The 21,671-nt window shown below is 43.0% G+C and carries 23 protein-coding genes; 4 read left to right on the forward strand and 19 right to left on the reverse strand.

Features of this window, described 5'->3' with window-relative positions; genetic code table 11:
- Positions 1–3 precede the first annotated feature (3 nt).
- Genes D1970_RS13285 through D1970_RS13325 form a run of 9 tightly spaced genes read right to left on the reverse strand, consistent with a single transcriptional unit; the run spans position 4 to position 5,789 of the window.
- Positions 4–1,161 (reverse strand): extracellular solute-binding protein, encoded by a 1,158-nt coding sequence (locus tag D1970_RS13285; RefSeq protein WP_119113356.1) that lies wholly within the window; start codon positions 1,159–1,161, stop codon positions 4–6.
- Between the two features lie 17 nt (positions 1,162–1,178).
- The gene (locus D1970_RS13290) at positions 1,179–1,436 is read right to left on the reverse strand and encodes a EutN/CcmL family microcompartment protein (RefSeq protein ID WP_119113357.1); all 258 of its coding nucleotides are present in this window, start codon (positions 1,434–1,436) and stop codon (positions 1,179–1,181) included.
- Positions 1,437–1,452: 16 nt separating this feature from the next.
- Positions 1,453–2,118 (reverse strand): phosphate propanoyltransferase, encoded by a 666-nt coding sequence (locus tag D1970_RS13295; protein ID WP_119113358.1) that lies wholly within the window; start codon positions 2,116–2,118, stop codon positions 1,453–1,455.
- Between the two features lies 1 nt (position 2,119).
- The gene (locus D1970_RS13300; protein ID WP_119113359.1) at positions 2,120–2,398 is read right to left on the reverse strand and encodes a BMC domain-containing protein; all 279 of its coding nucleotides are present in this window, start codon (positions 2,396–2,398) and stop codon (positions 2,120–2,122) included.
- Positions 2,395–2,772 carry a BMC domain-containing protein gene (locus D1970_RS13305; protein WP_119113360.1) on the reverse strand — a complete coding sequence of 126 codons (378 nt, stop codon included), beginning with the start codon at positions 2,770–2,772 and terminating at the stop codon, positions 2,395–2,397. Before D1970_RS13305 ends, D1970_RS13300 begins: the two co-directional genes overlap by 4 nt.
- Positions 2,759–3,073, reverse strand: coding sequence for a BMC domain-containing protein (locus tag D1970_RS13310; RefSeq protein WP_119113361.1), 315 nt, complete (start codon positions 3,071–3,073; stop codon positions 2,759–2,761). Before D1970_RS13310 ends, D1970_RS13305 begins: the two co-directional genes overlap by 14 nt.
- A gap of 22 nt (positions 3,074–3,095) precedes the next feature.
- Complete coding sequence (locus D1970_RS13315) at positions 3,096–3,419, reverse strand: BMC domain-containing protein (protein ID WP_119113362.1); 324 nt, start codon at positions 3,417–3,419, stop codon at positions 3,096–3,098.
- A 9-nt stretch (positions 3,420–3,428) separates the two neighbouring features.
- Positions 3,429–4,952, reverse strand: coding sequence for an aldehyde dehydrogenase family protein (locus tag D1970_RS13320; RefSeq protein ID WP_119113363.1), 1,524 nt, complete (start codon positions 4,950–4,952; stop codon positions 3,429–3,431).
- Positions 4,953–4,964: 12 nt separating this feature from the next.
- Positions 4,965–5,789 (reverse strand): class II aldolase/adducin family protein, encoded by an 825-nt coding sequence (locus tag D1970_RS13325; protein ID WP_119113364.1) that lies wholly within the window; start codon positions 5,787–5,789, stop codon positions 4,965–4,967.
- A gap of 306 nt (positions 5,790–6,095) precedes the next feature.
- On the opposite strand from D1970_RS13325, the gene D1970_RS13330 reads away from it, so the two are divergent.
- On the forward strand, positions 6,096–6,857 hold the full coding sequence (locus D1970_RS13330; RefSeq protein WP_119113365.1) for a DeoR/GlpR family DNA-binding transcription regulator: 762 nt from the start codon (positions 6,096–6,098) through the stop codon (positions 6,855–6,857).
- Between the two features lie 103 nt (positions 6,858–6,960).
- On the opposite strand, the gene mtnA is transcribed toward D1970_RS13330, so the two are convergent.
- The 6 genes from mtnA to D1970_RS13360 form a co-directional block, all read right to left on the reverse strand.
- Positions 6,961–8,022, reverse strand: coding sequence for an S-methyl-5-thioribose-1-phosphate isomerase (gene mtnA / locus D1970_RS13335; RefSeq protein WP_119113366.1), 1,062 nt, complete (start codon positions 8,020–8,022; stop codon positions 6,961–6,963).
- Positions 8,023–8,034: 12 nt separating this feature from the next.
- Entirely contained in the window at positions 8,035–9,261 is a 1,227-nt protein-coding gene (gene mtnK, locus D1970_RS13340; RefSeq protein WP_119113367.1) for an S-methyl-5-thioribose kinase, read from the reverse strand.
- Positions 9,262–9,275: 14 nt separating this feature from the next.
- Entirely contained in the window at positions 9,276–10,277 is a 1,002-nt protein-coding gene (locus D1970_RS13345) for an ABC transporter permease (RefSeq protein WP_119113368.1), read from the reverse strand.
- A gap of 1 nt (position 10,278) precedes the next feature.
- Complete coding sequence (locus D1970_RS13350; RefSeq protein WP_119113380.1) at positions 10,279–11,763, reverse strand: sugar ABC transporter ATP-binding protein; 1,485 nt, start codon at positions 11,761–11,763, stop codon at positions 10,279–10,281.
- Between the two features lie 113 nt (positions 11,764–11,876).
- Positions 11,877–12,998 (reverse strand): sugar ABC transporter substrate-binding protein, encoded by a 1,122-nt coding sequence (locus D1970_RS13355; RefSeq protein ID WP_119113369.1) that lies wholly within the window; start codon positions 12,996–12,998, stop codon positions 11,877–11,879.
- A gap of 371 nt (positions 12,999–13,369) precedes the next feature.
- Positions 13,370–14,617, reverse strand: coding sequence for an MFS transporter (locus D1970_RS13360; RefSeq protein ID WP_119113370.1), 1,248 nt, complete (start codon positions 14,615–14,617; stop codon positions 13,370–13,372).
- 124 nt (positions 14,618–14,741) lie between these two features.
- On the opposite strand from D1970_RS13360, the gene D1970_RS13365 reads away from it, so the two are divergent.
- Together D1970_RS13365 and D1970_RS13370 are read left to right on the forward strand one after the other, a co-directional pair.
- Positions 14,742–15,068 carry a helix-turn-helix domain-containing protein gene (locus D1970_RS13365; RefSeq protein WP_181213462.1) on the forward strand — a complete coding sequence of 109 codons (327 nt, stop codon included), beginning with the start codon at positions 14,742–14,744 and terminating at the stop codon, positions 15,066–15,068.
- A gap of 417 nt (positions 15,069–15,485) precedes the next feature.
- On the forward strand, positions 15,486–15,794 hold the full coding sequence (locus D1970_RS13370) for a DUF3784 domain-containing protein (RefSeq protein WP_119113372.1): 309 nt from the start codon (positions 15,486–15,488) through the stop codon (positions 15,792–15,794).
- Between the two features lie 314 nt (positions 15,795–16,108).
- Here D1970_RS13370 and D1970_RS13375 read toward each other — a convergent pair whose 3' ends face one another.
- From D1970_RS13375 to D1970_RS13385, 3 genes are all read right to left on the reverse strand, one after another.
- On the reverse strand, positions 16,109–17,557 hold the full coding sequence (locus D1970_RS13375) for a spore germination protein (protein WP_119113381.1): 1,449 nt from the start codon (positions 17,555–17,557) through the stop codon (positions 16,109–16,111).
- A 482-nt stretch (positions 17,558–18,039) separates the two neighbouring features.
- The gene (locus tag D1970_RS13380; protein ID WP_181213461.1) at positions 18,040–18,588 is read right to left on the reverse strand and encodes a GNAT family N-acetyltransferase; all 549 of its coding nucleotides are present in this window, start codon (positions 18,586–18,588) and stop codon (positions 18,040–18,042) included.
- 147 nt (positions 18,589–18,735) lie between these two features.
- A complete protein-coding gene (locus D1970_RS13385) occupies positions 18,736–19,590 on the reverse strand; it encodes an MBL fold metallo-hydrolase (RefSeq protein WP_119113373.1) in 855 nt (284 codons plus the stop codon).
- Positions 19,591–19,759: 169 nt separating this feature from the next.
- Between D1970_RS13385 and D1970_RS13390 the strand changes: the two genes are divergently transcribed.
- A complete protein-coding gene (locus D1970_RS13390; RefSeq protein WP_119113374.1) occupies positions 19,760–20,311 on the forward strand; it encodes a histidine phosphatase family protein in 552 nt (183 codons plus the stop codon).
- Between the two features lie 298 nt (positions 20,312–20,609).
- Here D1970_RS13390 and D1970_RS13400 read toward each other — a convergent pair whose 3' ends face one another.
- Positions 20,610–21,215 (reverse strand): NUDIX hydrolase, encoded by a 606-nt coding sequence (locus D1970_RS13400; RefSeq protein WP_119113376.1) that lies wholly within the window; start codon positions 21,213–21,215, stop codon positions 20,610–20,612.
- Between the last annotated feature and the right edge of the window lie 456 nt (positions 21,216–21,671).

The raw sequence follows: 21,671 nt of genomic DNA on the forward strand, positions 1-21,671 counted from the left end.
GGCTCACCCCCTTGCGATTTTTAAAATTTCTTTCTCCGCCTCGAACAGTGCCTCGGCAGGTGTTTCAATTCCCTTAAAAGCTTTGTGGATATGTTCGTACAGCGGAGCAAGCTTATCGCCCGCATTCTCCATCATTGGCAGTGGTTTTGCATATGTCCTGATGGATTCCAGCAGGACTGGATACCATGGCTGAATTTCGCCTGTTGTGTAGGAGGATTCCCTGACAGGAGCCCCCGAGTATGTTCCGACGAGCTGATCGATAGGTGAAGATGCCAAGTAGGACAGGAACTTATTGGCAAGCTCTTTCTTTTTGGATTTCTGGCTAATTGCAAAACTCCAAGTAACATTCCACGAAGTCTTAATGGCCGAGAATCCGACATCTTCCTTGTCGAGACAGCGTTCATCCATCACAAATCCGAGTTGCCCTCCCCATGTGACTGCCAGTGCGCACTGACGGTTTTGAAAGGTCTCCCGGAGTTCATCGTTTCCGAAGCTATCTGTGTTTTCAGGGGCAGATTCCTTCAATGAAATATATTTTTCCAAAGCCCTTATGCCTTCCGGAGTATTAAAAGCCGGAGCATGTGTCTTTTCATCGAAAGCATCAATTCCTTCTTCCCGCAAATACGGAAGGAAATCAAGGAATATTTCGCTTTCATGCGCCTTTAGGGCGATTCCAGCCATTCCAGGCTCCCGCTGGTGAAGATGTGACGCCATCCTCACAATTGTATCTGTATCGACAACCCGCGGAACCAGTCCTCCTAAATACTTCTCCGCCACCGATTTCCGGTAAAGAAGGATATGGCCATCACAGAAAGATGGATACAAATACCGTTTGCCGGCGGTCTCCATTTCTTTCCTGATCACCTCAAGGATGTCTTCCTGCCTATCGAAAGCACCTTCGTGATCGTCTGCCTCTGCGAAATACCCTTTCCTGACAAAATCCTTCAGCCAAAGATGACCTGCGGCCATGACCACATCAAAATCCGACTTTCCTTCAAGTGCATCCATCATGGCACCATAATATTCCGCCCATGGAACGATATGAAACATAATTTCGGCGCCATTTTCCCGGCTGAATGTTTCAACGATCCCATACCGCGGGTCTTTATACAGATAAACCGCAGGATCACCGACTGCAAGAACCTTTAATATCTGTCCCATGTTTACCACCCGCACACCTATTTTATAATTGGTTCGTTATCTACAATTCCAACGACAACCGCATCAACGGGAGCGTTCTTCTTTAGTCCATTGGCTACCATGCTGCCTCTTGAAACGAGGACAAGCTCGCCTTCCCCCGCTCCAATTTCATCTGCCGCAACGAAGCAGTCTTCCATATTTCCGTAATACGGCTGTATGACAAGAAGCTTAAGTCCCTGGAGTTCATCGTATTTCCTTGTAGAGACAATATTGCTGATCACCCTGCCGATCATCATGCCTTACCAAGCCTCCTTAAGGAATTATTTTCAGCAGTTCGCCGCCAGCGAGCCCGAATGCATTAGCGTCATCCGTATCGATATGCATATCAAGGGCATACCTGTCCTTTACCCGGATGGTCACTTGCCCCATCACACCGCTCTTTTCTCCTTCAACGGCAACGGAGACCTTTTGGCCGTCCGTTACTCCGTATTGCATTGCATCGCTCGGCGTCATATGGATATGCCTGTCTGCAATGATTCCGCCCTCATCAAGCGTTACACTTCCTCTTGGGCCGATGAGAGTAACGGGAGAAGAACCCTTCAGGTTCCCTGAATTGCGTACGGGCAGCTGAAGGCCTAGCTTCCGGGCATCTGTCCTCGATAACTCAACCTGCGACTGTTTCCGCAAAGGACCCAGAATCCTGACGTTTTCAATGGCTCCCTTAGGGCCTTTGATTGTGACTTTCTCCTGGGCAGCGTACTGCCCAGGCTGGGAGATGTCTTTCATCGGAGTCAGGCTGTATCCGTCCCCGAACAGCAGCCTGACATGCTCCTGCTGTAAATGAATATGCCTTGCCGAAACACTGACAGGAACAAACTCTTTTCTGGTCTGTCCATCGAGCAAATGATGTTTTTTTAATTCTTCTACGACAGATTTTGTAATCTCAACCAAGAGATCTGATTGATTTACGGAAACCACCTTATTTCAATCCTGTCAGGAGTTTTGCTACATCTGAATGAGGTCTTGGAATGACATGAACAGCTACAAGCTCCCCGACTCTTTGAGCAGCTTCTGCTCCTACTTCAGTTGCTGCCTTCACCGCGCCAACATCGCCTTTTACAATCACTGATACGAGGCCTGACCCGATTTTTTCGCTACTGACAATTTCTACATTTGCTGCTTTTAACATTGCATCTGCTGCTTCAATTGCTGCTGTAATTCCCCTAGTCTCGATCATACCCAATGATTCATTCATCATAATTCCTCCTCGTTTTCACTGTGATTGGTTATTTTAATTTCTGCCGCATCTGGCGGCAGAAGTGTTTCTCCTATGGAATTTCCTTCATTTGCTGGAACGATATATCTTAATATTTCTTCATGCGGGTTCGTGATGGCTAAAGCCATTTTCAGCGGCTCGTTTGGCTTGCCTTCACATACTTGCCGAGCAATCTCGAGGCTTGCCTGTATATCCGAGACTCCCCCGCCAAGGACCAGCGTCACCAGCCTGCCGCCCAAATACTTTTCAGATGAAAGCAATTCAACATTGCCGCCCTTGCAGACAGCATCAAGAATTTCTGCCGCCACTGTAAAATATTGTGCTTCAATGATACCTAGCGCTTCATACCTCATCATTGTTCACCACCTTCAAGTGTTCACCACCTTCAAGCGGGCCAGTGAGAACTCCGAGTCCGCCGGATGGCCTTGGAATCACCCGCGCAGCGACCAATTCGCCATATGATGCTGCTGTTTCCTGTCCGGTTTCGACGGCAAATTGCACCGAAGCGAGATCTCCCGTCACCATAACCGCTATCATCCCACTGCCAATTTTGTGGATGCTGTGAATCTCAACAAAAGCGGATTTGATCATTGCATCGGCACACGCTAAAGCGGTTACATTCCCGACCACCTCAAGAATTCCTATCGACTGGTTCACCTGACTCACCTCATTATTGGGCTTAACCCTTTACTTTCACCTTACCGGTATAAAGAAGCTTTTCGATTCCTACTGACCCCGATGGTATCAAGCGGGACAAAATATCACTTTCATCGATATACTTTCCGGCCTCACGGACGGCTGTTTCAAGCGCAACTTCTACGTCGGAGACTGTGCCAGTAAATTTCACCTGGATGACCACAGGTATTGGGGCACTGTCCCCGGAGGCCGGATTATTGCAGTCAATTCCTTCAATCCTTACCTTTGCAGCTTTGCAGGCCTTGTCCATTGCGGCTAACGCTACGCTAAACCCCTGAACTTCAAGCAAGCCAATCGCTTTTCCCATCTTTTTCACCTACCCTATGATTCGGAATCCGCCTTCTGCAAGCACACAACGCCTTTGTCTCGTAAACGTTTTCGCAGATGTTATTCCTTCCCCTGTCGGCCCTGCAATCGTCATTGTTGTGAAGCCTTCCCCTCCGAATCCAACTCCTGCAAGGGAAGAAGCATTTTTCACAAAAATGGTTGTTTCAATTGCCTTTGCAAACTGTGTCAGGTGATCTACATTTTTTGAGTGCATAATTGCAGTGTGGCGGTTGCCGTGCTCCGCTTTCACTGCAAAATCAATGGCTTCTTCAAGCGTATTTACCCTGACAATTGGCAGCACAGGCATCATCTGCTCAAGCTGGACAAAAGGATGGTCAAAATCCACCTCGCAAATCAGAAGTTTTACCGTGCTGTCAGGTATAATGCCAAGCTCTTTCATAAATTGATCTGCAGATCGGCCCACCCATTTCTTGGAGACATGGTATTCCCGTTTATTGTCAAGAGAACAGCCCCGTGATTCCTGTTTTTCGTTTGCTTCAAGCGCGAATTCCATAACTCTCTCCAGCTGGTGCTGGTCAAGCATACAGGCACCGTTATTCAGCATGTGAAAAATCAGGCCGTCCGCAGCAGAATCAAGGACAAATACTTCCTTTTCAGCGATGCAAAGCAGGTTATTGTCAAAAGATGCGCCAGTGATGATCGATTGGGCGGCATGCTCCAGGTCCGCTGTGTTATCAACAATGACCGGAGGATTGCCTGCTCCTGCCCCAACTGCCTTTTTCCCTGACTTCAGCAATGTTTTCACTAGCCCCGGTCCGCCTGTGCCTACAAGCATCCTTACTTTCGGACTATCGATCAATGTCTGCATTGTTTCAAGGCTTGGATTTGCAACCATTGTTACAAGATTCTCCGGCCCTCCGGCAGCCTTGATTGCTTTATTAATCAAGATAATGGCGTAAGCACAAGACTTTTTCGAGGATGGATGGACATTGAATACGACGGCATTCCCCGCTGCAAGCATTCCAATGCTGTTGTTAATAATCGTTTCGGTCGGATTGGTGACAGGCGTTACTGCCCCTATCAAGCCAAATGGCGCTTCTTCCACAATTGTCAGGCCATCATCTCCGGAAAAAGCCTCTGTCTTGAGGATTTCTGTTCCAGGTGTTTGCAATGCTGCAAGTTCATGCTTTGAAATTTTGTCTTCAACGTTCCCTAGCCCTGTCTCTTCATAGACAAGCCTTGCAAGCTGTTCTTTTTCATTCACAGCAGCCTGTCGGATGGAAGAAATGATCCGTTCCCTTCCCTTCAGTTCAAACTGGCGCATATACGCAAGCTGCGCTGAATACCCTGCCTCTATTGCATCTTCCATTCTTGCAAATACTCCGTTTTCCCCCTGCGATACAGTCGAGGCAATTTGCCCCGTATGGCTTGCCGGTTTCATTTTAACCGGTGCTTGTGCAGCCTTGGCATCAGAATTAAGGACTGATTCCACATTCTGCAAAACAGACTGGATGATTTTTTGGATGTCTTGGTCAGAAATCTGGGCGTTCAACTTTCTTCCCCCTTACTTCAGATAGTTTTTCAGCACATCTTCCGTTACTTTCCTGACAATGCTTTCAATCAATTGGTCGTCGACTTTCCTGCTTTGCTTGCCTCGGTCTCTAGAGTCGGCACTGCACCCGCCATCTGTACTCTCCAACCCACACTCACACTGCGGAATACCTCCTGTTTTGATGCCGAGGTTCTCCCTGATATTGATCAAGTCCGAGATTTGTGAACAATTTAATTCGTTGGCTTTGTTGATGATGTTATTCGAATACATCAGCATCAATGCGTAGTGTTCCAAGGACTCCATGCGGTAGTAAGCTTGAATGAGGTCCTGCCCCCATGTCAGCGCTCCGTGATTGGCAAGCAGCACGGCATTGTAGCTCTTACAGTAAGGCGCAATTGAATCAGGCACTTCATTTGTCCCAGGAGTGGCATATGGCGCTACTGGCACCGTTCCCAGCAGGACGACCGCTTCTGGAGACACCGGTTTTTCAAGGCCCATGCCCGCGATCGCAAAGGACGTTGCCACCGGCGGATGGGCATGGACCACAGCGTTTGCGTCAGGGTTTTCATTATATACACGCAAATGCATTTTCACTTCGGATGATGGCTTCAGCTTGCCTGAGAGCACTTTGCCCGACAAGTCCATCTTCACCATCATGTCAGGTGTCATGAACCCCTTGCTCACACCAGTCGGCGTTGTCCAGATGGCATTTGCTGCGACTTTGACAGAAATATTCCCATCATTTGCGGCAACAAAATTCTTGTTATATATTCTTCTGCCAATCTCACAAATTAGCTTTTTTGCTTCAAAATCTGATAAATATTTAGATGTTACCATTTTTACAGCTCCCAACTTTTCTAAGAATCCTAAAAAGTAATGATTCTTCGATAAACCCTATTTTATATACTATAATTTTCTTACTTTATCTTTGTTTTGTCAATATTCATTTGCGTTTATAGGGATATTCACCAATAAAAACAACAAAAACAGACATTAAACCAAATAATCAGCTTGCGTTAATATCATTAAAGCTCTATTATTTGCAGTATCACTTGTTAATCACCAAACAGTGCGGTTAACTGTATAAAACCAACAAAAAATGGTATAATTCAAACTAAACCAATGCAAGTAAGGAGTATAGTCATGCTGCATATTACAAGAAAGACAAAAATCAAAGAATTAATCATTGAAAAGAAGAGTGTAACGGTATCTGAACTAACAAAATTATTCAAGGTGACGGAAGAAACGATTCGTAGGGACTTAAAACAACTCGAAGACGAAGGCTTCCTCACAAGGACTTACGGCGGCGCTTACATATCTGATGGCGTCCAAAATGATGTCGATATCAATCTCCGGGAATTTATCCACGTTGAAGGCAAAAAGAAAATTGCGTCAAAAGCGCTATCCTTCATTAAAAGCGGCGACTCCATCTTCCTTGATGCATCAACTACATCCATTGTGATCGCAAGCATGCTGACAGACCAAAAACTTACGGTTGTCACCAATTCTGTCAAAGTGGTAACTACTCTCATGAACAATCAGAACATCAACCTCGTTGTCATCGGGGGCACACTATCCAAGACATCCTTATCCAATCTTGGACGGACGGCTGAATCGAACCTGGAGCATTACTTTTTTGACAGTGCCTTCATATCATGTCGCTCTGTAAGCAGACAGCACGGCATTACAGACTCCAATGAGCAGCAGGCTGGCATCAGGAAAATCGCAGCGGATCATGCCAACAGAGTCCATTTGATTGCCGACTATACCAAATTTGATAAAACCTCGTTCGCTAGCATTTGCGGCTTTGAACAAATCAATACCATTATTGTTGATGAGAAACTCGAACCCGAATGGGCCAAGTTCCTTGAGGAAAAAGGCGTGGAGCTTGCTGAGTGTGAATAAATCGGGCTCCAATTATCACAGTTAAGGGAGTATCACCCGACTAAAACCGCATAGATTTTTACAAAAAAAGCCGGTTATTCAGCCGGCTTTTTCTTTTTCTTCATTATTTGAACATTTTCGGAAGGCTCTCCGTGAACGGCGCGTAGGCAATTCCATTCTCGGTAACGATTCCTGCAATCAGCTTATGGTCGGTTACGTCAAAAGCCGGGTTGTATGTTTTCACATCTTTCGGACCCATTGGCTTTTCGTACCACTGTGTCGTGATTTCCTCCGACGGCCTCAATTCAATATGGATGTCTTCTCCTGTCTTACATTTTAAATCAACAGTCGAAAGCGGGGCACAAACATAGAAAGGCACACCATAATGCTTGGCAAGAATCGCCACACCAGAGGTGCCAATTTTGTTGGCAGTGTCCCCGTTAGCCGCAACCCTGTCGCATCCGACAAGGACAGCTTGGACTTTACCCTCTTTCATCACGATCGAAGCCATATTGTCACAGATCAAAGTGACATCGACACCTGCTTCCTGCAGCTCCCAGGCAGTCAGGCGCGCGCCTTGAAGGAGCGGCCTCGTTTCATCGGCAAACACTTTAAAATCATAGCCTTTTTCCTGGCCAAGATAAATCGGGGCAAGTGCAGTGCCATACTTAGCTGTAGCGATTGTACCAGCGTTACAGTGCGTCAGGATTCCCCAGCCTGGCTCCAGCAGGGAAAGAGCGTACTGGCCAATCGATTCGCAAACCTTTTCATCTTCGGCACGGATCAGTTCGGCTTCTTCTTTCAAGGCTAACTTTACTTCTCCGGCAGTTTTTCCTTCTTCCTTTTTAAAACGGGCATCCATCCTGTCCAGTGCCCAGAATAAATTCACTGCAGTCGGCCGTGAAGATGCGAGATATTCCTTCGCTTTTTTAAAATCTGCATACAGACTCTCATAAGCATCAGCTTCAGACTTCTTCGTACCAAGGTACACACCGTACGCTGCCGCAATTCCAATGGCAGGGGCGCCGCGGACCTTTAACAAATAAATAGCATCCCATATGTCCTTTAATTCTTTTAACTCAAGAAACTTCTTCTCATTTGGCAGAAGTGTCTGGTCCAACAAGATCAACATATCTCTGTCGTCATCAAGCCTCACGGATTGAATGGCCTCTACTGGTTTTTCCATTTGACTTTCCTCCTAGAAGTTCTCGACTGTTTCTTTTATAATGCGGGCAAAATCTGCGCCTTCCATTAAAGAATCTCTTTCCATGATAAATCTCTTTCCGACTGTCAGGCAAACCTTCTCGGCTGCCGCCCGTTTTTTTCCATCCTTGATAGTAGTGATATCTTTGACATGGGCGATCCCGATAATCCGGCGGCACAGCTCCAGGCCGGCAACTGCCGATGTATCTTTAAGCACATTCGCCAAATAATGCTCCTTGAAGCCTTCATAACCCGCGGTACGTTCAGTGGCTTTTTCTTCCCACACTTTGATGAACTTCACTTTGAAAAGATCTATGATATCAAGGATTGTATTTTGCAGGTACTCAACCTGTTCATCCCTTGCATCACCATCCTCCATCGTGAACTTTGCATTGACGAGTGCAAAGGTTAGGTTAGCGATGACATTTCCGACGTCATAGCCCGCAGGACCGTAAAAAGCAAACTCGGGATCGATAATCTTTGTGGAGTCTTCTTTAATGAAAACAGATCCTGTATGCAAGTCACCGTGAAGTAGAGACTGTGCGTTTGTCATAAACTCCTGCTTAAGCTTAGCAGTTTCAAGAAGCAGCTCTTTGTCGCTCCAGATGTTTTCTACGACAAACGCCCTAGTTGCAGGGAAAATATCATTTCGCTCGCAATCAAAGAACGGCTCCGTATAGACGAGATCCTCTGTAATTTCGCACAATTCTGGATTGATGAACCTCTTCACAAGCTCTTTCTTTTCTTTATGTTCCATGACAACATCGGTCGTCAGGAGAAGCGTATTCACCATATATGTAGTGATATGGTCGGCAAACAAAGGGAATTTTTTATATTTCAGCAATGCTGTCCGCATGATTTCATGATCTGATAGGTCTTCCATTACGCAGCAGTTCATGATTGGATCGTACCCGTACATAACAGGGACAAATCCAGGAGCCAGTTTGTATTGGAGGTCCAGGATCTCACTCTCGATCCGGTTGCGGTCAGGAGAAAGTTTGAACTCATCCGAAATCCTGGCAACAGGGCCGGCCTGCTTGATGATTACAGACTTGCCGGAAAGCTCATCCACTACTTTGAACACAAAGTTCAAATTGCCATCGCCAATTTCTTTGCAAGTCAGCTCAGCAGATTGGTCAAATATGCCCAATCTTGTCTTTGCATACTCGACAGCATCCGCTTCTGTCATCGTGAAATATTCCGCAGTGAAAACTGTTTCCATTGTAATCCCCCACTTTACTTTTGTTTGTAATAAGTAAGCGCCAAGGCAAATGCCAGTACGGTTCCCTTTACAATATCCATTGCATAGTAAGGAACAGACATCATAACAAGACCATTTGCCAAAATACCGATCAACACTGCTCCGACAAACGTTCCAAATGCATTCGGCTTTCCAGCACCAAGAACAGAGAAACCGATAAAAGCAGCAGCAACAGAATCCATAAGGTATGGAGCCCCAGCATTGATTTCCGCTGTCATAACACGGGAAGCAAGCACAATCCCGCCGATTGAAGCAAATGTAGCTGAAATCATGTAGGCTGCAATTTTATATTTATTGACCGGAATTCCCGAAATCCGTGCTGCTTCTTTGTTTCCGCCGATGACGTACATATACCTACCGTGCTTTGTATACGTCAGAAGAATATGTACCAGAATGACAACGACAATCATGATCAGGATAATCCATGGTACCTGTCCGATTTTCGCAAAGAATGGACTGATTTTCCCTTCGGAAAAAGTGCCATCAGGCATAACCATATTTTGCGAAACGGTTGCACCCTTTGTATAGGTAAGTGCAATTCCCTGGATGATGAACATGGTCGCAAGCGTCATCAGCATGTCGGGAATTCTCATTTTCACTATCATGAAAGAGTTCAGCGCCCCAACAAGCAAAGATGCTGCAACGGCTGATAGAATAGCCACCAATGTATTTTGCGAGAACCAGACAAACATGGAAATTACAATGGCATTTGACAGGGAAGCCACAGAGCCTACCGACAAGTCAAAGCCATCGACTGTCAATGAAATGGTGATTCCAATCGCAATAATCGTGACGATGGATATTGACCGCAAAATGTTGACGATGTTGCCGCCTTCAATGAAGCTCGGATTGGTCATCGCAAATACTGCAACCAATACGAAAATAGTGATGATCGTCCCATACTTATACAGAAAATCGAACAAATCGAATGCTTTCCGAACTGGCTGTTTAGATGGAACAGGAACTGGTTCGCTCATCTCACTTGCCTCCTGTTGAGTAGAATAGTAGCTCTTCTTCGTCCGTTGATGGTGTCACGAACTCCTTCGTGATCTCGCCGTCATAGACAACATAGACACGGTCTGTAATCCCGATAATTTCAGAAAGCTCACATGATGCATAGATGATTGCTTTCCCTCTTTGCGCAAGCTTGGAAATCAGCTCAAAAATGTCTTTCTTGGCCCCGACATCGACGCCCTTTGTCGGTTCGTCAAAAATATAAACATCCGCGTCAGCAAGCAGCCATTTCCCAATCGCGACCTTCTGCTGGTTTCCTCCAGAAAGGTTTTGGACCCTTGTTTCTTCAGACGGGGTTTTGATTCCAAGGCTTCCGATCATTTCCCTCGCTTTTGCTTTTTCAGCCTTGTTATTAAGGAAGCTGAAAACGCTTGCGAACTGCTTTAAGTTTGCCGCACTCAAGTTACTGAAAACTGGTTCGGTTACAAGAATACCTTCTTTCCGCCTCTCTTCAGGAACAAGTGCAATCCCTTGCTTCACAGCCTGATGCGGATTATTGACTTTAACGGTTTTTCCCTTCAGGACGATTTCTCCTGACGTTTTTTTGCTTGCCCCGAAAAGCGCTTTGCAAAGTTCCGTTTTTCCCGCTCCAACAAGTCCAGCGATTCCAATTACTTCCCCTGCTTTCACATGCATGGAGACATTCTTGATTTTTTCAGTGTCATGAAGGTTGTTGACCTCAAGAATGGTTTCTCCAATCTCTACATTATGCTTAGGGAACTGGTCTTCAAGCTTCTGCCCGAGCATACGTTCAATCACTCTGTTTGTGGAAGTCTCGGCAATTTTTTCTTTTACCACGAATTGGCCATTCCGCATTACCGTTATGTCATCACAAATGTCAAACAGCTCAGGCAATCGGTGTGAAATAAAAATGATCCCGACATTTTTTTCCTTGAGACTCCTGACAATCCGGAATAGCTCATTCGTCTCGGAATGGCTTAAAGGCGCTGTTGGCTCATCAAGAATAAGAAACTTGCATTCTTTTAATATAGCTCTGGCGATCAGCACCATTTGCTTTTCAGCCAGCGTCAGCTCACTGACCAGTCTTTTGGAGGAAACATTGACATTCATGCTGTCCAGAACTTCAGTGGCTTTACGGTGGATTTCCTTCCAGTTGACAATCTGCTTCCTGCCCATATCATTCACTGTTTCATTCAGGAGAATGTTTTCACCAACTGTCAGATATGGAATTAAAGCAGTGTCCACTTCCTGATAAACAATCTGGATTCCGTGTTTTTGCGCATCTTTTGGAGACCGTATCACAATCTGCTCTCCATCAAGGAAAATGTCTCCCGTATAGTGGTTATAGGCGCCCGAAAGGACTTTCATTAAAGTCGATTTTCCGGCACCATTCGCGCCAATCAGCGCATGCGTGGTGCCTGTCTCCGTTGAAAAGCTCACTTCATCAAGGGCCTTTACACCAGGAAACTCGATTGTGATGTTCTTCATTTCCAGCAACCTTTTGGTCACAACTTTTCCCCACCTTCAGGCAATGGTGATCGCCGAGGGGAGCGAACACTTTTCGGTGTTTGCCGCCCCTGGTGATCCGGCCAGCTATAATCTTATTTTTTATAATGATCTTTCAGTGTTTTCATCCAATCTTCCATAAAGGCATCGGATTTACCCCATCCATCAATGACGCCGCCAAGCTTTTGCATATTCATAGAATCATTAGTGGATTGAAGAGCCTTTTGGTCAATAAGTGAGGCTTCAAGGTCATAAGTCTGCGGAGTTTCTTCTTCAGCAAGCTTCTTCGCCAAAATTCTCATATTGACTTCGCCAATCAGTTTAGGGTCAACTGCAGCAGTATATTTCCAAGGGCTTGATTTTTCCTGCATCAATTGAAGGTCGGCATTGGATACATCAATTCCGTATATCTTGATCTCATCCCTGCCAGCTTCTTTAATAGCACGGGCAGCTCCAATGGCAAATGCATCCCATGTTGCAAAAATGGCATCGATGCTTCCTTTTTTATGTTTATTCAGCATCGCAGCAACAGCGTTTTGAGTTTGGACAGAAGTGTCGGAAGCGGCAACGCCAAATCTTTCAACTTCTTTTAACCCTGGGTTTTCTTTAAGGACATCTTTATAGACATTGTTCCTTCTGACCATCGGCGGGAATCCGTCTACCCATAGATAAACGATATTGCCTTTCCCTTTTGTTTCTTTTACCAGTTGGTCCAATGCTAGTTTTGCAAGAGCTTCGTCATCCTGGGAAGTCAATGTTACGCCTTCCACATTTTTCAGATCGCCGTTTGAGTCAAATGTCACGACGCTTTTTCCTGCATCTCTTAATTTCTTAACATCTTCTACTGTTGCAGCATCATCTCCGTGGGAAATGATGAATCCATCATAGTCTTCCTGAAGCCCTTGAGCGATTGCATCATGGAACTTCGCTGTATCTCCATTTGCAGTGAAAACATCAACCTTGAAGCCCATTGCTTCTCCTTCAGACTTAGCGCCTGCCAGGAACTGGGCAGTGTGGTCATCCCCGCCGATTTTCCTGATGACTTTGATTTTCATGTCATTTCCTTTAGAAAATTTGTCAGGAACATCTTTCAGGGAAACATTTGATTTTTCTTTTGCCGGCTCTGATGATGAGCCTCCCGATGTACAGCCCGTCAATAACAGGGTCATCGCAACGAATGAAACAGCAGCACTTTTGAAAATGTTTCTTTTTCTCATCTTTTTTCCCCCTGGGTTTTTTATAGATTCAAGTCTATCGGGCAGTCACAAAAGTGTGACAATATCCTCAGATTAGACGAACCACCAAATAAAGCGCTTTCACTTTAGTTGATTAAATTTTACCATGCAACACTTCTTTTATACAATATTATTTTTGAATTGTTAATAATTTATTTGGTTTTGTTTAAATTTATTACTTGTTTATACGTGGTTTTATGTTGTTTTGTAGTTATTTTTACTCTTAAATCGGGAAAAAGGTAGCAAGTATGATGTCTAACCGGAACAAAACAACAAAACCCATAAATTCCATAATTGGATTCTTTTGGGCTTTGTTCTCGCTTTATTTTTCATTGCTATTCTTATATATACTCTCAATCCGCGTAGCGGACCTTCGGGATCTTTACCATGATAAAACTGCATATTACTGCAACAATACTGCCACAAACCAATAAAATGACAGATATTTGGATATCGAAAAACAAGGCAAGCGATGTTAAACCATAGGAAAGCGGTGTAAGTCCAAGTGAAGCAGTTGAAGTAAGACCCATTACCTTCCCCATTAATTCATTAGGAGTGTGTTCCTGAATCATGGCAATTATGATCGTACTCACCGACAGGCAGACCCCATATATAAAGAGAACCACCATTCCTTGTGTTACATTTGTAATATAAGATAGCCCCGCCACGCTTAAGCCTGAAAAAATCATTGCTGCAAGAATGATTTTTCCCCGCTGGCGGCGGACATTCTTTACTGATATGAAAATTGTTGCTATCATTAATCCAAAAAACAGGGCGCTTTGTAAAAAGCTGTAATACAGCGGGTTTCCCTGCAGCTTTTCCTCTACAATCAACGGGATGGCAATATTTACAGGCCCGACGATAAATAGATTGACCAGGAAGACAATGGCCATGAAATGGAGCAGGATCGGATTCTTCCTGACGAAGCGATATCCTTCAGCAAACTGCTTTGAAATGGAAGGTTTACCTGCTGTTATTACAGGCGAAGATACTGTTCTAATGAAAATAAACGAAGCGCCGCCAATGATTAGAAAAAGCCCTGTTGTAAAGAAAAGCCCAGAATAAGACGCTGCCCCGAGGATCAGTCCTCCTAGAAAGGGACTTGCCACAAGTGTAATGAGATTGATGCTTTGCAGGATGGAGTTTGCCCTTGTGAGATCCTCCCTTTCCACAATCTCCGGGACGAGGGCTGAATTGGCAGGGTAGAAAAAGCTATCCGAAATTCCATATAGAATAGCACAGACAAGCAATACGGAGATGCTCACGCTCCCGGCGAGCAGCAAGCCCGCCAGCGAAAAGACAAGAAGCGCTCTGACTGCCAGTGATACTGACATGATTTGTGTTCTGCTATACTGGTCAGACAGGATTCCGCCAAAGTACATGAGGATCAAGCGCGGAATGCTTGCGGCCATCAAAGTGATGCCGAGGTATTGCTTCAAATGAAGCTCATTGACGATGTACCAACTTTCGCCAAACATGTAAATGCCAAAAGCAAGGCTTGTTAAACATCTGGCTGCCACCAGAAAAATAAATTCCCTGTTTTTCAACAAACGATACTGTTTTGGTTTTTGCTTTGCTGTAAGCTGCGGATTTGAACTCATATAAAAGGCTCCTTTCGATTATCACATATAAGTTATATAACATATATGTGATAAAGAAAGCGAGGATGTTTCCTTTTTCCTTAGATATTGCTAAAATGACTGCTGTTAGAGGGAGGAAATGAAAATGAAGGATGAACAAAAACAACAAGAAGAACATAAGCTTGAGCACGATGTGGCAAAACAACTTGTTCAGCTACGAAAAACCCTTGGGATTTCTCAAAAAGAACTGGCTGAGAAATTAAATACAAAACAAAGTGCCATCTCAAGAATTGAAAAAGGTGAACAGAACATTTCCATCGGGCTGCTTGAAAAAATTGCTGCCGCACTCGGCGTGGAAGTTAACGTCTCACTGAATTTCACCCAGCCACCGGTCCAGTCCCCATCAAGCCAGCAACAGCCTGGCGGAACAGTTAACCAAGTGGGCGGCATGAATAAAAATAATGTGTATTAAAGATAGGGCCGTGCAGTATTGAACTAAAGGGTTCCGTTTTCGGGTGCTTTCTTAATAAATGACACAAGAATTGACGTATGAAATTGGCATACGTCATTTTCTTTATTTATCAAGGTTTCTGCGAGCTTTAATGAATTTTGACATAGCAATTAACATTATTTTTTATGATGGACAATAAGTATTGTACAATTAAAAAATAATGTCAAAACTACTGTCAATTTCACGGTCGTTTGCTGTGCCGGTATTAAGGTACCCTTCTTCAACGCGTGGCAGGTTAGCAAAAATAATTGGATCAAATTGGAATGTGCTAAAATAGTAATTGAAGAAAGTTTGATATAGGTACCAGCTCTTTTGAAGTAGCGATGCCACATCGCAGCGTGTTCATTCTATTACTTATTTCTTGAGGGAGGAGTAAATATGAACGGACCTATTATTTTCATTGGATTATTTATTGTTCTAGGAATTATCTTTTCAAATGGGAAAGGCTCATTCTTGATTGCGGGCTATAACACAATGCATAAAAAAGAAAAAGAAAAATATGATACAGTTTCATTGTGTAAGTTTATGGGTAAAGCGATGTTTTCAATAGCATTCAGTATGGCATTTTGGGTACTTAGTGATGCATTTAAAATCAAGTGGTTGTTCTACGTTGGTCTCGTTTTATTTTTATGCACAATAGTATTTATCATTATTTACACTAATTCGGGGAATAGATTTAAAAAATAGAATGGATCCTGAGGTTTTAAGGGCTGTAGTTTCTAAAAATCTGTTAATCATCGAAGTAATTGTGAAGAATTTCACTTAAAGTAAACGGGTGGTTTAGTTGAACATGACCATCATATCGATAATCTATTTTTTTATCCGAAACATCAAGTAGATCTCAGAAATCCATTGTGAAATGCTTCACTTAACGAGTTTAGTTCAATTAGAACTCCTTATCAACAAAGAATCGCCAACCGTTAACTGAATAAGATAAGTGTGAATTGTCTGTAAAGGGCAAAATCCAGCTGATATATTGTAGCTGGCTTGAGTAATTTCGTTTAATTATCATCTGGAAAGCTATGTTTACTGTTTGTTAATTTTTTCAAATCTCCTCTAAACAAAGTGTCCTTAAGTTCCTTATATCTAAAGGGAATGAAGGGGGAAAGATAAGGGACACCTATTGATTTCAAACTAATCATATACATAATTAATAAAGTTACACCTATAAACATCCCATTGGTACCTAAGAAGTAACCAATCACAAAGAAACTAACTTCTAATGTACGTACTGCTCCTAAAAGTCCCTTATTTGCAAGTACCAACGCAGATATAGACGAAATCCCTACTACAATAAGACCAACTGGATGTATTAACTTAGCCGCAACCGCAGTTTCTCCAAGTAAAATAGCTCCTATTATTGATATTAAAAAAATTGCACTTTTAGGTACTCTGAAAGATGCATCAATAAATAATGCTAATATTACGTTGAGTATTATTACTTCCCAAACCGTTGGTAAGATTTCGTCCTTTGTAAAGAATGCTTCATAGAGTTTTTTTGGTATACGATCTTTACCATGTTTATCTAAGGAGGCATAGATGCTAGATAAAAAAACAGCTATAAGAAATGAGAAAAAACGTAGCAATCGAATGGAAAAACGTCCGTAACTAACATGATATTCATCTGGTGCTTGAAATAATTCAGCGAATAGCGATGGGGCAATAATTACTTGTGGAGTCCCGTCAACCATTACAATTACACGGCCTTCAAAAAGGGCTGAAGTTGCTGAATCAGGACGGTCCGAAGATACTGTTGAAGGGAAAAATGACTTTGGTTTACCTTCTATGATGTCTGCAACAATTTTTGCTTCCAAAACATATTTAACGTCCAATTTCTCAATTCTATTACGTACTTCTTTTAATATTCCTTTATCTACAATACCGTTGATGAAGAGTAGGAAAACATCCGTTTTAGCCATGGTTCCGAAAGTCATTCTTTGCACACAAAATTGTTCCGTTTTAATAATTCCTCGCAAGATGTTAATGTTAGTTTTCGCTTTTTCAGAAAAGCCTAAAACAGCTCCTTTAGGCGAACGTTCTCCTAGTGACTCCTCAACTGCTCTTTCTGCCCACTTAGTAACCTCAACAATGATAACTTCATGAAATCCATCAAAAAGTAAAACTGCGTTACCTTGAATAATAGCACCCAATAACTCTTGGTAAGACTTGGTTGTTTTTACGTTTGTTGTGGTAAGAATTGTATTGGACACATGATTTATTAATTCTTGACTTTGTGTTTTATTAATATTAAGAGTCTCTATTAATGGCAGTATAACGGATTCCTGCAATAGAGTTGTATCAATAATTCCATCTAAGTAGACAACCTTTAATGTCATTTCTTTTTTAGGTCCAAATCTAAATTCTCTAATCACTAAATCAGCGGTATTATTGAAGCTCATTTTTATACGGTCAATATTAATCTGAAGTTCCCTTAGTAATGTATCCTCCATTTGCATAATAACCACCTAAGTTTTTATGTGGTTATTATGAGCTAAATTAATTATAAGTATGCGTCTGGGAATGGGCATTCAACGACAGATTCTTCAAACTAAAGTACATTACCTTCTTCAACTTAACGGGTGGTTTAGTTGAACAAGGTTCGGATTTCAATAACAAAGAAAACTCGCCACTATGGCGAGTTTTGCTTTTTTTATATGCTAATTACGATGTCAAAACGTCTGTCAATTCGGTACATTTTTTTAGATAAGCACCTCAAAACGGAACCCTTTAGTATTGAACTGTCCGGCCTTTTTCTATTGGAGGAGGAGCGGGCGGAAGTGATCCGGTTATTTGCCTGTTTCCGCTATTTACTTTCCGTTTTACCACTTTTATTTTCCTAATCGTATTATCCTGCAAGCCGGAGCCTAGACTCTTCGCCCCATTCTTTCTATAAAAATAACCGTCTTTTTTAAGTGGACGGTTATTTCTTCTATTAATATCTTCTGTTCACTGTGTATACTTCGTGATCTGTCCATTCTTCATTCTCGAAAATAAAGCCTTTACGGATACACTCAAACTCCATTCCCACGCAGAGTGCCAGTCTCTTGGAGGGCTCGTTATCAAGATTGATATGCGCCTCTATCCGATGGTAGTTTAATTCTTCAAACCCTGCCTCAATCAAACCTACGACCGCTTCTTTTCCATATCCCTTTTTCCAAAATTGATTATGGATCGTATAGCCAATGCGGGCCCATTGGAAATCCATCCTGGCTAAGGTGGAAAAGTCGATCATTCCTACATGCGTTCCGCCTTCTTTAAGAAAAGCACCAAAGATGTATGCTTCATCATTTTCAGCCAAGCACTTATGCTTATCAACCAACTGGCAAAACCACTCCTCCGTACAATCACTCATATCCATTTTCCCTCGATCGTGACGATATAAAGATGGAAATCGATTGTTAAAAGACAATAACCAGTTTTCATAATCAGCTGCCTGCAACGGCCTCAAAAAAAGCCTCTCTGTTTCTTTCATTAAATTCATTATTTCTCCTCCTGCTGTTTTCTTCATTTTAAGCAGCAGTCAGAGCTTCAGCGGGATGATTACACGCATCCCCTCTGAACCTTGCTGCCAAATCTACTTCCCATAACCGTTATGATCATTTGACATCACCTACTTTCAGTATTTTTCTTACACCTCTATGAGCAAGGTATCATATGCAATCTCAACGTTCAGGCCCTCAAGATTCAGGTTCTTCTCCACTTCTTTTAAAACATCAAAACTGAGTCCCGTGAATTTTTCAATATGCGTCAACATCGTCTTCTTTGCCTGCAATGTTTTGATGATTCCAATCGTTTCCGTAAAAGTGCACTCTTCCTTCAACACCGGGTGCCCGGGAGTAAGCAGCTCTTCCCCAGTCAATGGATGGTTTTCAAAAATCCCGATTGGCAAAACCGCCAAATCTACCCCTTCGAATTCTTTTCCCGGATTCCAATTGTTCAGTTCATCCATTGCAATCAAGATTCTTTTCCCGCTGTCTTCCAGCAAAAAAGCGTAAACATAATCTTCGGCGAGTCTGAACGGAGTGATTTTCACGCCATTCAACGTAACCGTTTCCCCATCCTTCAGTTTGTGCTGCTTAATGAATCCCTGCAGCGAAAAGAAATGAAGATGGTCCGCACTTCCAACGAAATGCTCGAAGTCAATCGCTACTTGCTCCGGCAAAAAAATATCTGTTTGTTTATGCTGCGGTGGATACTGTTCCCAGTCAGCATTCATCGACTCGAGGACCCTCCGCCCCATCACATGGTCCGGATGCCAGTGCGAATAAAAAACACCATCTATTCTATTAATTGTCGAACGATTAATCTGGCTGTAAATATCCTCCGAAGTATCTATCAGGATATTCGGCCCGTGTATAAATAAACCTGGCCCCGACCGGCTGTACGGCACTCCTTTTAATCTCGCTTCTTCACAAACTTCACAGCGGCACAGCGGACGGGGAACCGTCATCGCTCCGCCAGTCCCCAGGAACTCAATCTTCACCTAATCCCCCCCTTTTTTTACCTTTACACCCTATAGGTTCGTTTTCAGGCTGTAAGAATCCTCCCGCCGTGAGCATTAAGTAAAAGTGTATTTGTAAATAGAAGGAAAAAGGTGAACCAAGGAGAATATTATCCTGATAAAAATCAAAATGATAAATGGAGTGTATTTTATGAAAAAAAGCATCTACATCATCAGGCATTGCAAGGCAAAAGGACAGGCGCCCGAGGCACAGCTTACCGAGAGCGGGTTCAGGCAAGCTGAACAATTAACCGAATTCCTTTCAGACCGCAAGATTGAGCGGCTAATATCAAGCCCATTCACGCGGGCCGTATTGTCGGTTCAGCCCCTTAGCGAAAAATTAACCATCGATATTGAAAACGATGCAAGGCTGGCAGAACGCATTTTAAGTACAAAGGATTTTCCTGATTGGCCAGAAAAGCTTGAAGCGACTTTTGATGACATAAACCTATCCTTCGAAAGCGGGGAATCGAGTCTCGAAGCAACTGGACGAGCCGTTGCCGTGATTGAAGATATGATAAGAAGCAAAGAAGAAAATATAGCCGTCGTCACTCACGGGAACTTAATGTCCCTTCTTATAAGGCACTACAATCCTGGCTTCGGCTTCAAAGAGTGGAAAAGCCTTAGCAACCCTGATGTCTATCTTTTAACCCTGGAAAATAGTGTAGCCAACATCGAACATATTTGGGTTGGCCAGGAATGAATTTTCTCATTTCTTTTATGAAAAATTATTGAAAACCTCAAGGAAAGACACTTACAATTTTAATAAATTAAGGAAGTGGAGCATGGACAAAAAGCTGTTCAACATTAGTTATCTTGTTTTCTTGCTGTTATTGGTCCTGAACTATTTCGCGGTTCCTTCGCAAAGTAGATTTCCAGTACTTCTCGCAATACTTTTATGGTTTGGAACCTATCAAACTTTTCTCATGATTTTCCACAAGAAAAGCAAGAGTCTCGACTCAAATTAAACGCCAGCCGTTTATTGGCTGGCGATTCTCTATTTATAGTTTTAATTCTTTTGCCATTTGCCCTAATAATGTTTCTATATAGCTCTCGCTGTGCGGCAGAATTTCCGTCTTTGTCACTAGCCTGATTTCGCCGGCAGAGTCGATGGCCACAACTTCACTGATTTCACCACTCCAAAGTTTTGCAAATGCATGGTACTCAAGCTTTATGACACCAGATACTTCTTCCTCCTGAAAATGCAGCTGTTCCTCAATCCTTTCAGGGCATACATACAAGAATACATTTCCTAACTCGCTGTCTATTAAACTGTCATGAATGATTTCATCCCGAATGACGCCAAGGGGAATCAGATCTTCAAACGAGAGATCCACACCCAATTCCTCATGCACTTCTCTTATCCCATCACTTATAGTTTCATCGAAAAGGATATGCCCTGCAGCGGAAATATCCAATAAAGATGGGTAATCCTTCTTCCGCTCGGACCGAATTTGAAAAAGAATATATGTCTTCCCATGTTCCCTGGTAACAAACCAGCAGTGAAACGTCTCGTGCCAATGCCCTTTCTCATGTACTTCATCCCGAGATGCAACACCCAAGGTATTTCCTCTGCCGTCAAATATATTGAGAATTTCAGTTTTCATTTTTTCAGCTCCCTTGTCATTGTGAACCGTTGCTTCAAGGCAAGTTCTCACTTTTTTTAGGTAAGAAACACCAAAATGGTCATCAGCAGCAGTCCAGTCAGTGGGTACTATATTAGTGCTATCATTATCAGGATCTAATCCCCTGAACCCATCAGTGCTGGTGATTGAAACATGGTCATCCTCCCCGCTTACTTCCTATTTAATTTAGCCGATACTCTCGCCCGGAAACGGATTTGTTAATTACAATAATTTCATATTCTTTAATAAAATGGTATAATTTATTAAATATTAATATAAGGTGGAGTCCTAATGCAAAACAATGCAATCATAGCTTCTTTTTTAATTCTCGTACCTATCATCATATCAATTTATTGTTTAATTTATCCGCAAAACCTTATACCTGCTGGATATGACCGGGCTATTGGAGAGCGTAAAATATCTTGTGTAAATGAAAAA

The sequence above is a fragment of the Mesobacillus zeae genome, from assembly GCF_003570705.1.
GTDB classification, from domain to species: domain Bacteria; phylum Bacillota; class Bacilli; order Bacillales; family Cytobacillaceae; genus Mesobacillus_C; species Mesobacillus_C zeae.

Bases quoted from the DNA above. Each gene is read 5' to 3' on its own strand.
- D1970_RS13305 (WP_119113360.1), bottom strand. From the start codon at position 2,772: ATGATGAGGTATGAAGCGCTAGGTATCATTGAAGCACAATATTTTACA.
- D1970_RS13300 (WP_119113359.1), bottom strand. From the start codon at position 2,398: ATGATGAATGAATCATTGGGTATGATCGAGACTAGGGGAATTACAGCA.
- D1970_RS13365 (WP_181213462.1), top strand. From the start codon at position 14,742: ATGAAGGATGAACAAAAACAACAAGAAGAACATAAGCTTGAGCACGAT.
- D1970_RS13285 (WP_119113356.1), bottom strand. From the start codon at position 1,161: ATGGGACAGATATTAAAGGTTCTTGCAGTCGGTGATCCTGCGGTTTAT.
- D1970_RS13330 (WP_119113365.1), top strand. From the start codon at position 6,096: ATGCTGCATATTACAAGAAAGACAAAAATCAAAGAATTAATCATTGAA.
- mtnA (WP_119113366.1), bottom strand. From the start codon at position 8,022: ATGGAAAAACCAGTAGAGGCCATTCAATCCGTGAGGCTTGATGACGAC.
- D1970_RS13315 (WP_119113362.1), bottom strand. From the start codon at position 3,419: ATGGGAAAAGCGATTGGCTTGCTTGAAGTTCAGGGGTTTAGCGTAGCG.
- D1970_RS13345 (WP_119113368.1), bottom strand. From the start codon at position 10,277: ATGAGCGAACCAGTTCCTGTTCCATCTAAACAGCCAGTTCGGAAAGCA.
- D1970_RS13380 (WP_181213461.1), bottom strand. From the start codon at position 18,588: ATGAATTTAATGAAAGAAACAGAGAGGCTTTTTTTGAGGCCGTTGCAG.
- D1970_RS13370 (WP_119113372.1), top strand. From the start codon at position 15,486: ATGAACGGACCTATTATTTTCATTGGATTATTTATTGTTCTAGGAATT.
- D1970_RS13350 (WP_119113380.1), bottom strand. From the start codon at position 11,763: ATGAAGAACATCACAATCGAGTTTCCTGGTGTAAAGGCCCTTGATGAA.
- D1970_RS13375 (WP_119113381.1), bottom strand. From the start codon at position 17,557: ATGGAGGATACATTACTAAGGGAACTTCAGATTAATATTGACCGTATA.
- D1970_RS13400 (WP_119113376.1), bottom strand. From the start codon at position 21,215: ATGAAAACTGAAATTCTCAATATATTTGACGGCAGAGGAAATACCTTG.
- D1970_RS13290 (WP_119113357.1), bottom strand. From the start codon at position 1,436: ATGATGATCGGCAGGGTGATCAGCAATATTGTCTCTACAAGGAAATAC.
- D1970_RS13325 (WP_119113364.1), bottom strand. From the start codon at position 5,789: ATGGTAACATCTAAATATTTATCAGATTTTGAAGCAAAAAAGCTAATT.
- D1970_RS13355 (WP_119113369.1), bottom strand. From the start codon at position 12,998: ATGAGAAAAAGAAACATTTTCAAAAGTGCTGCTGTTTCATTCGTTGCG.
- D1970_RS13360 (WP_119113370.1), bottom strand. From the start codon at position 14,617: ATGAGTTCAAATCCGCAGCTTACAGCAAAGCAAAAACCAAAACAGTAT.
- mtnK (WP_119113367.1), bottom strand. From the start codon at position 9,261: ATGGAAACAGTTTTCACTGCGGAATATTTCACGATGACAGAAGCGGAT.
- D1970_RS13390 (WP_119113374.1), top strand. From the start codon at position 19,760: ATGAAAAAAAGCATCTACATCATCAGGCATTGCAAGGCAAAAGGACAG.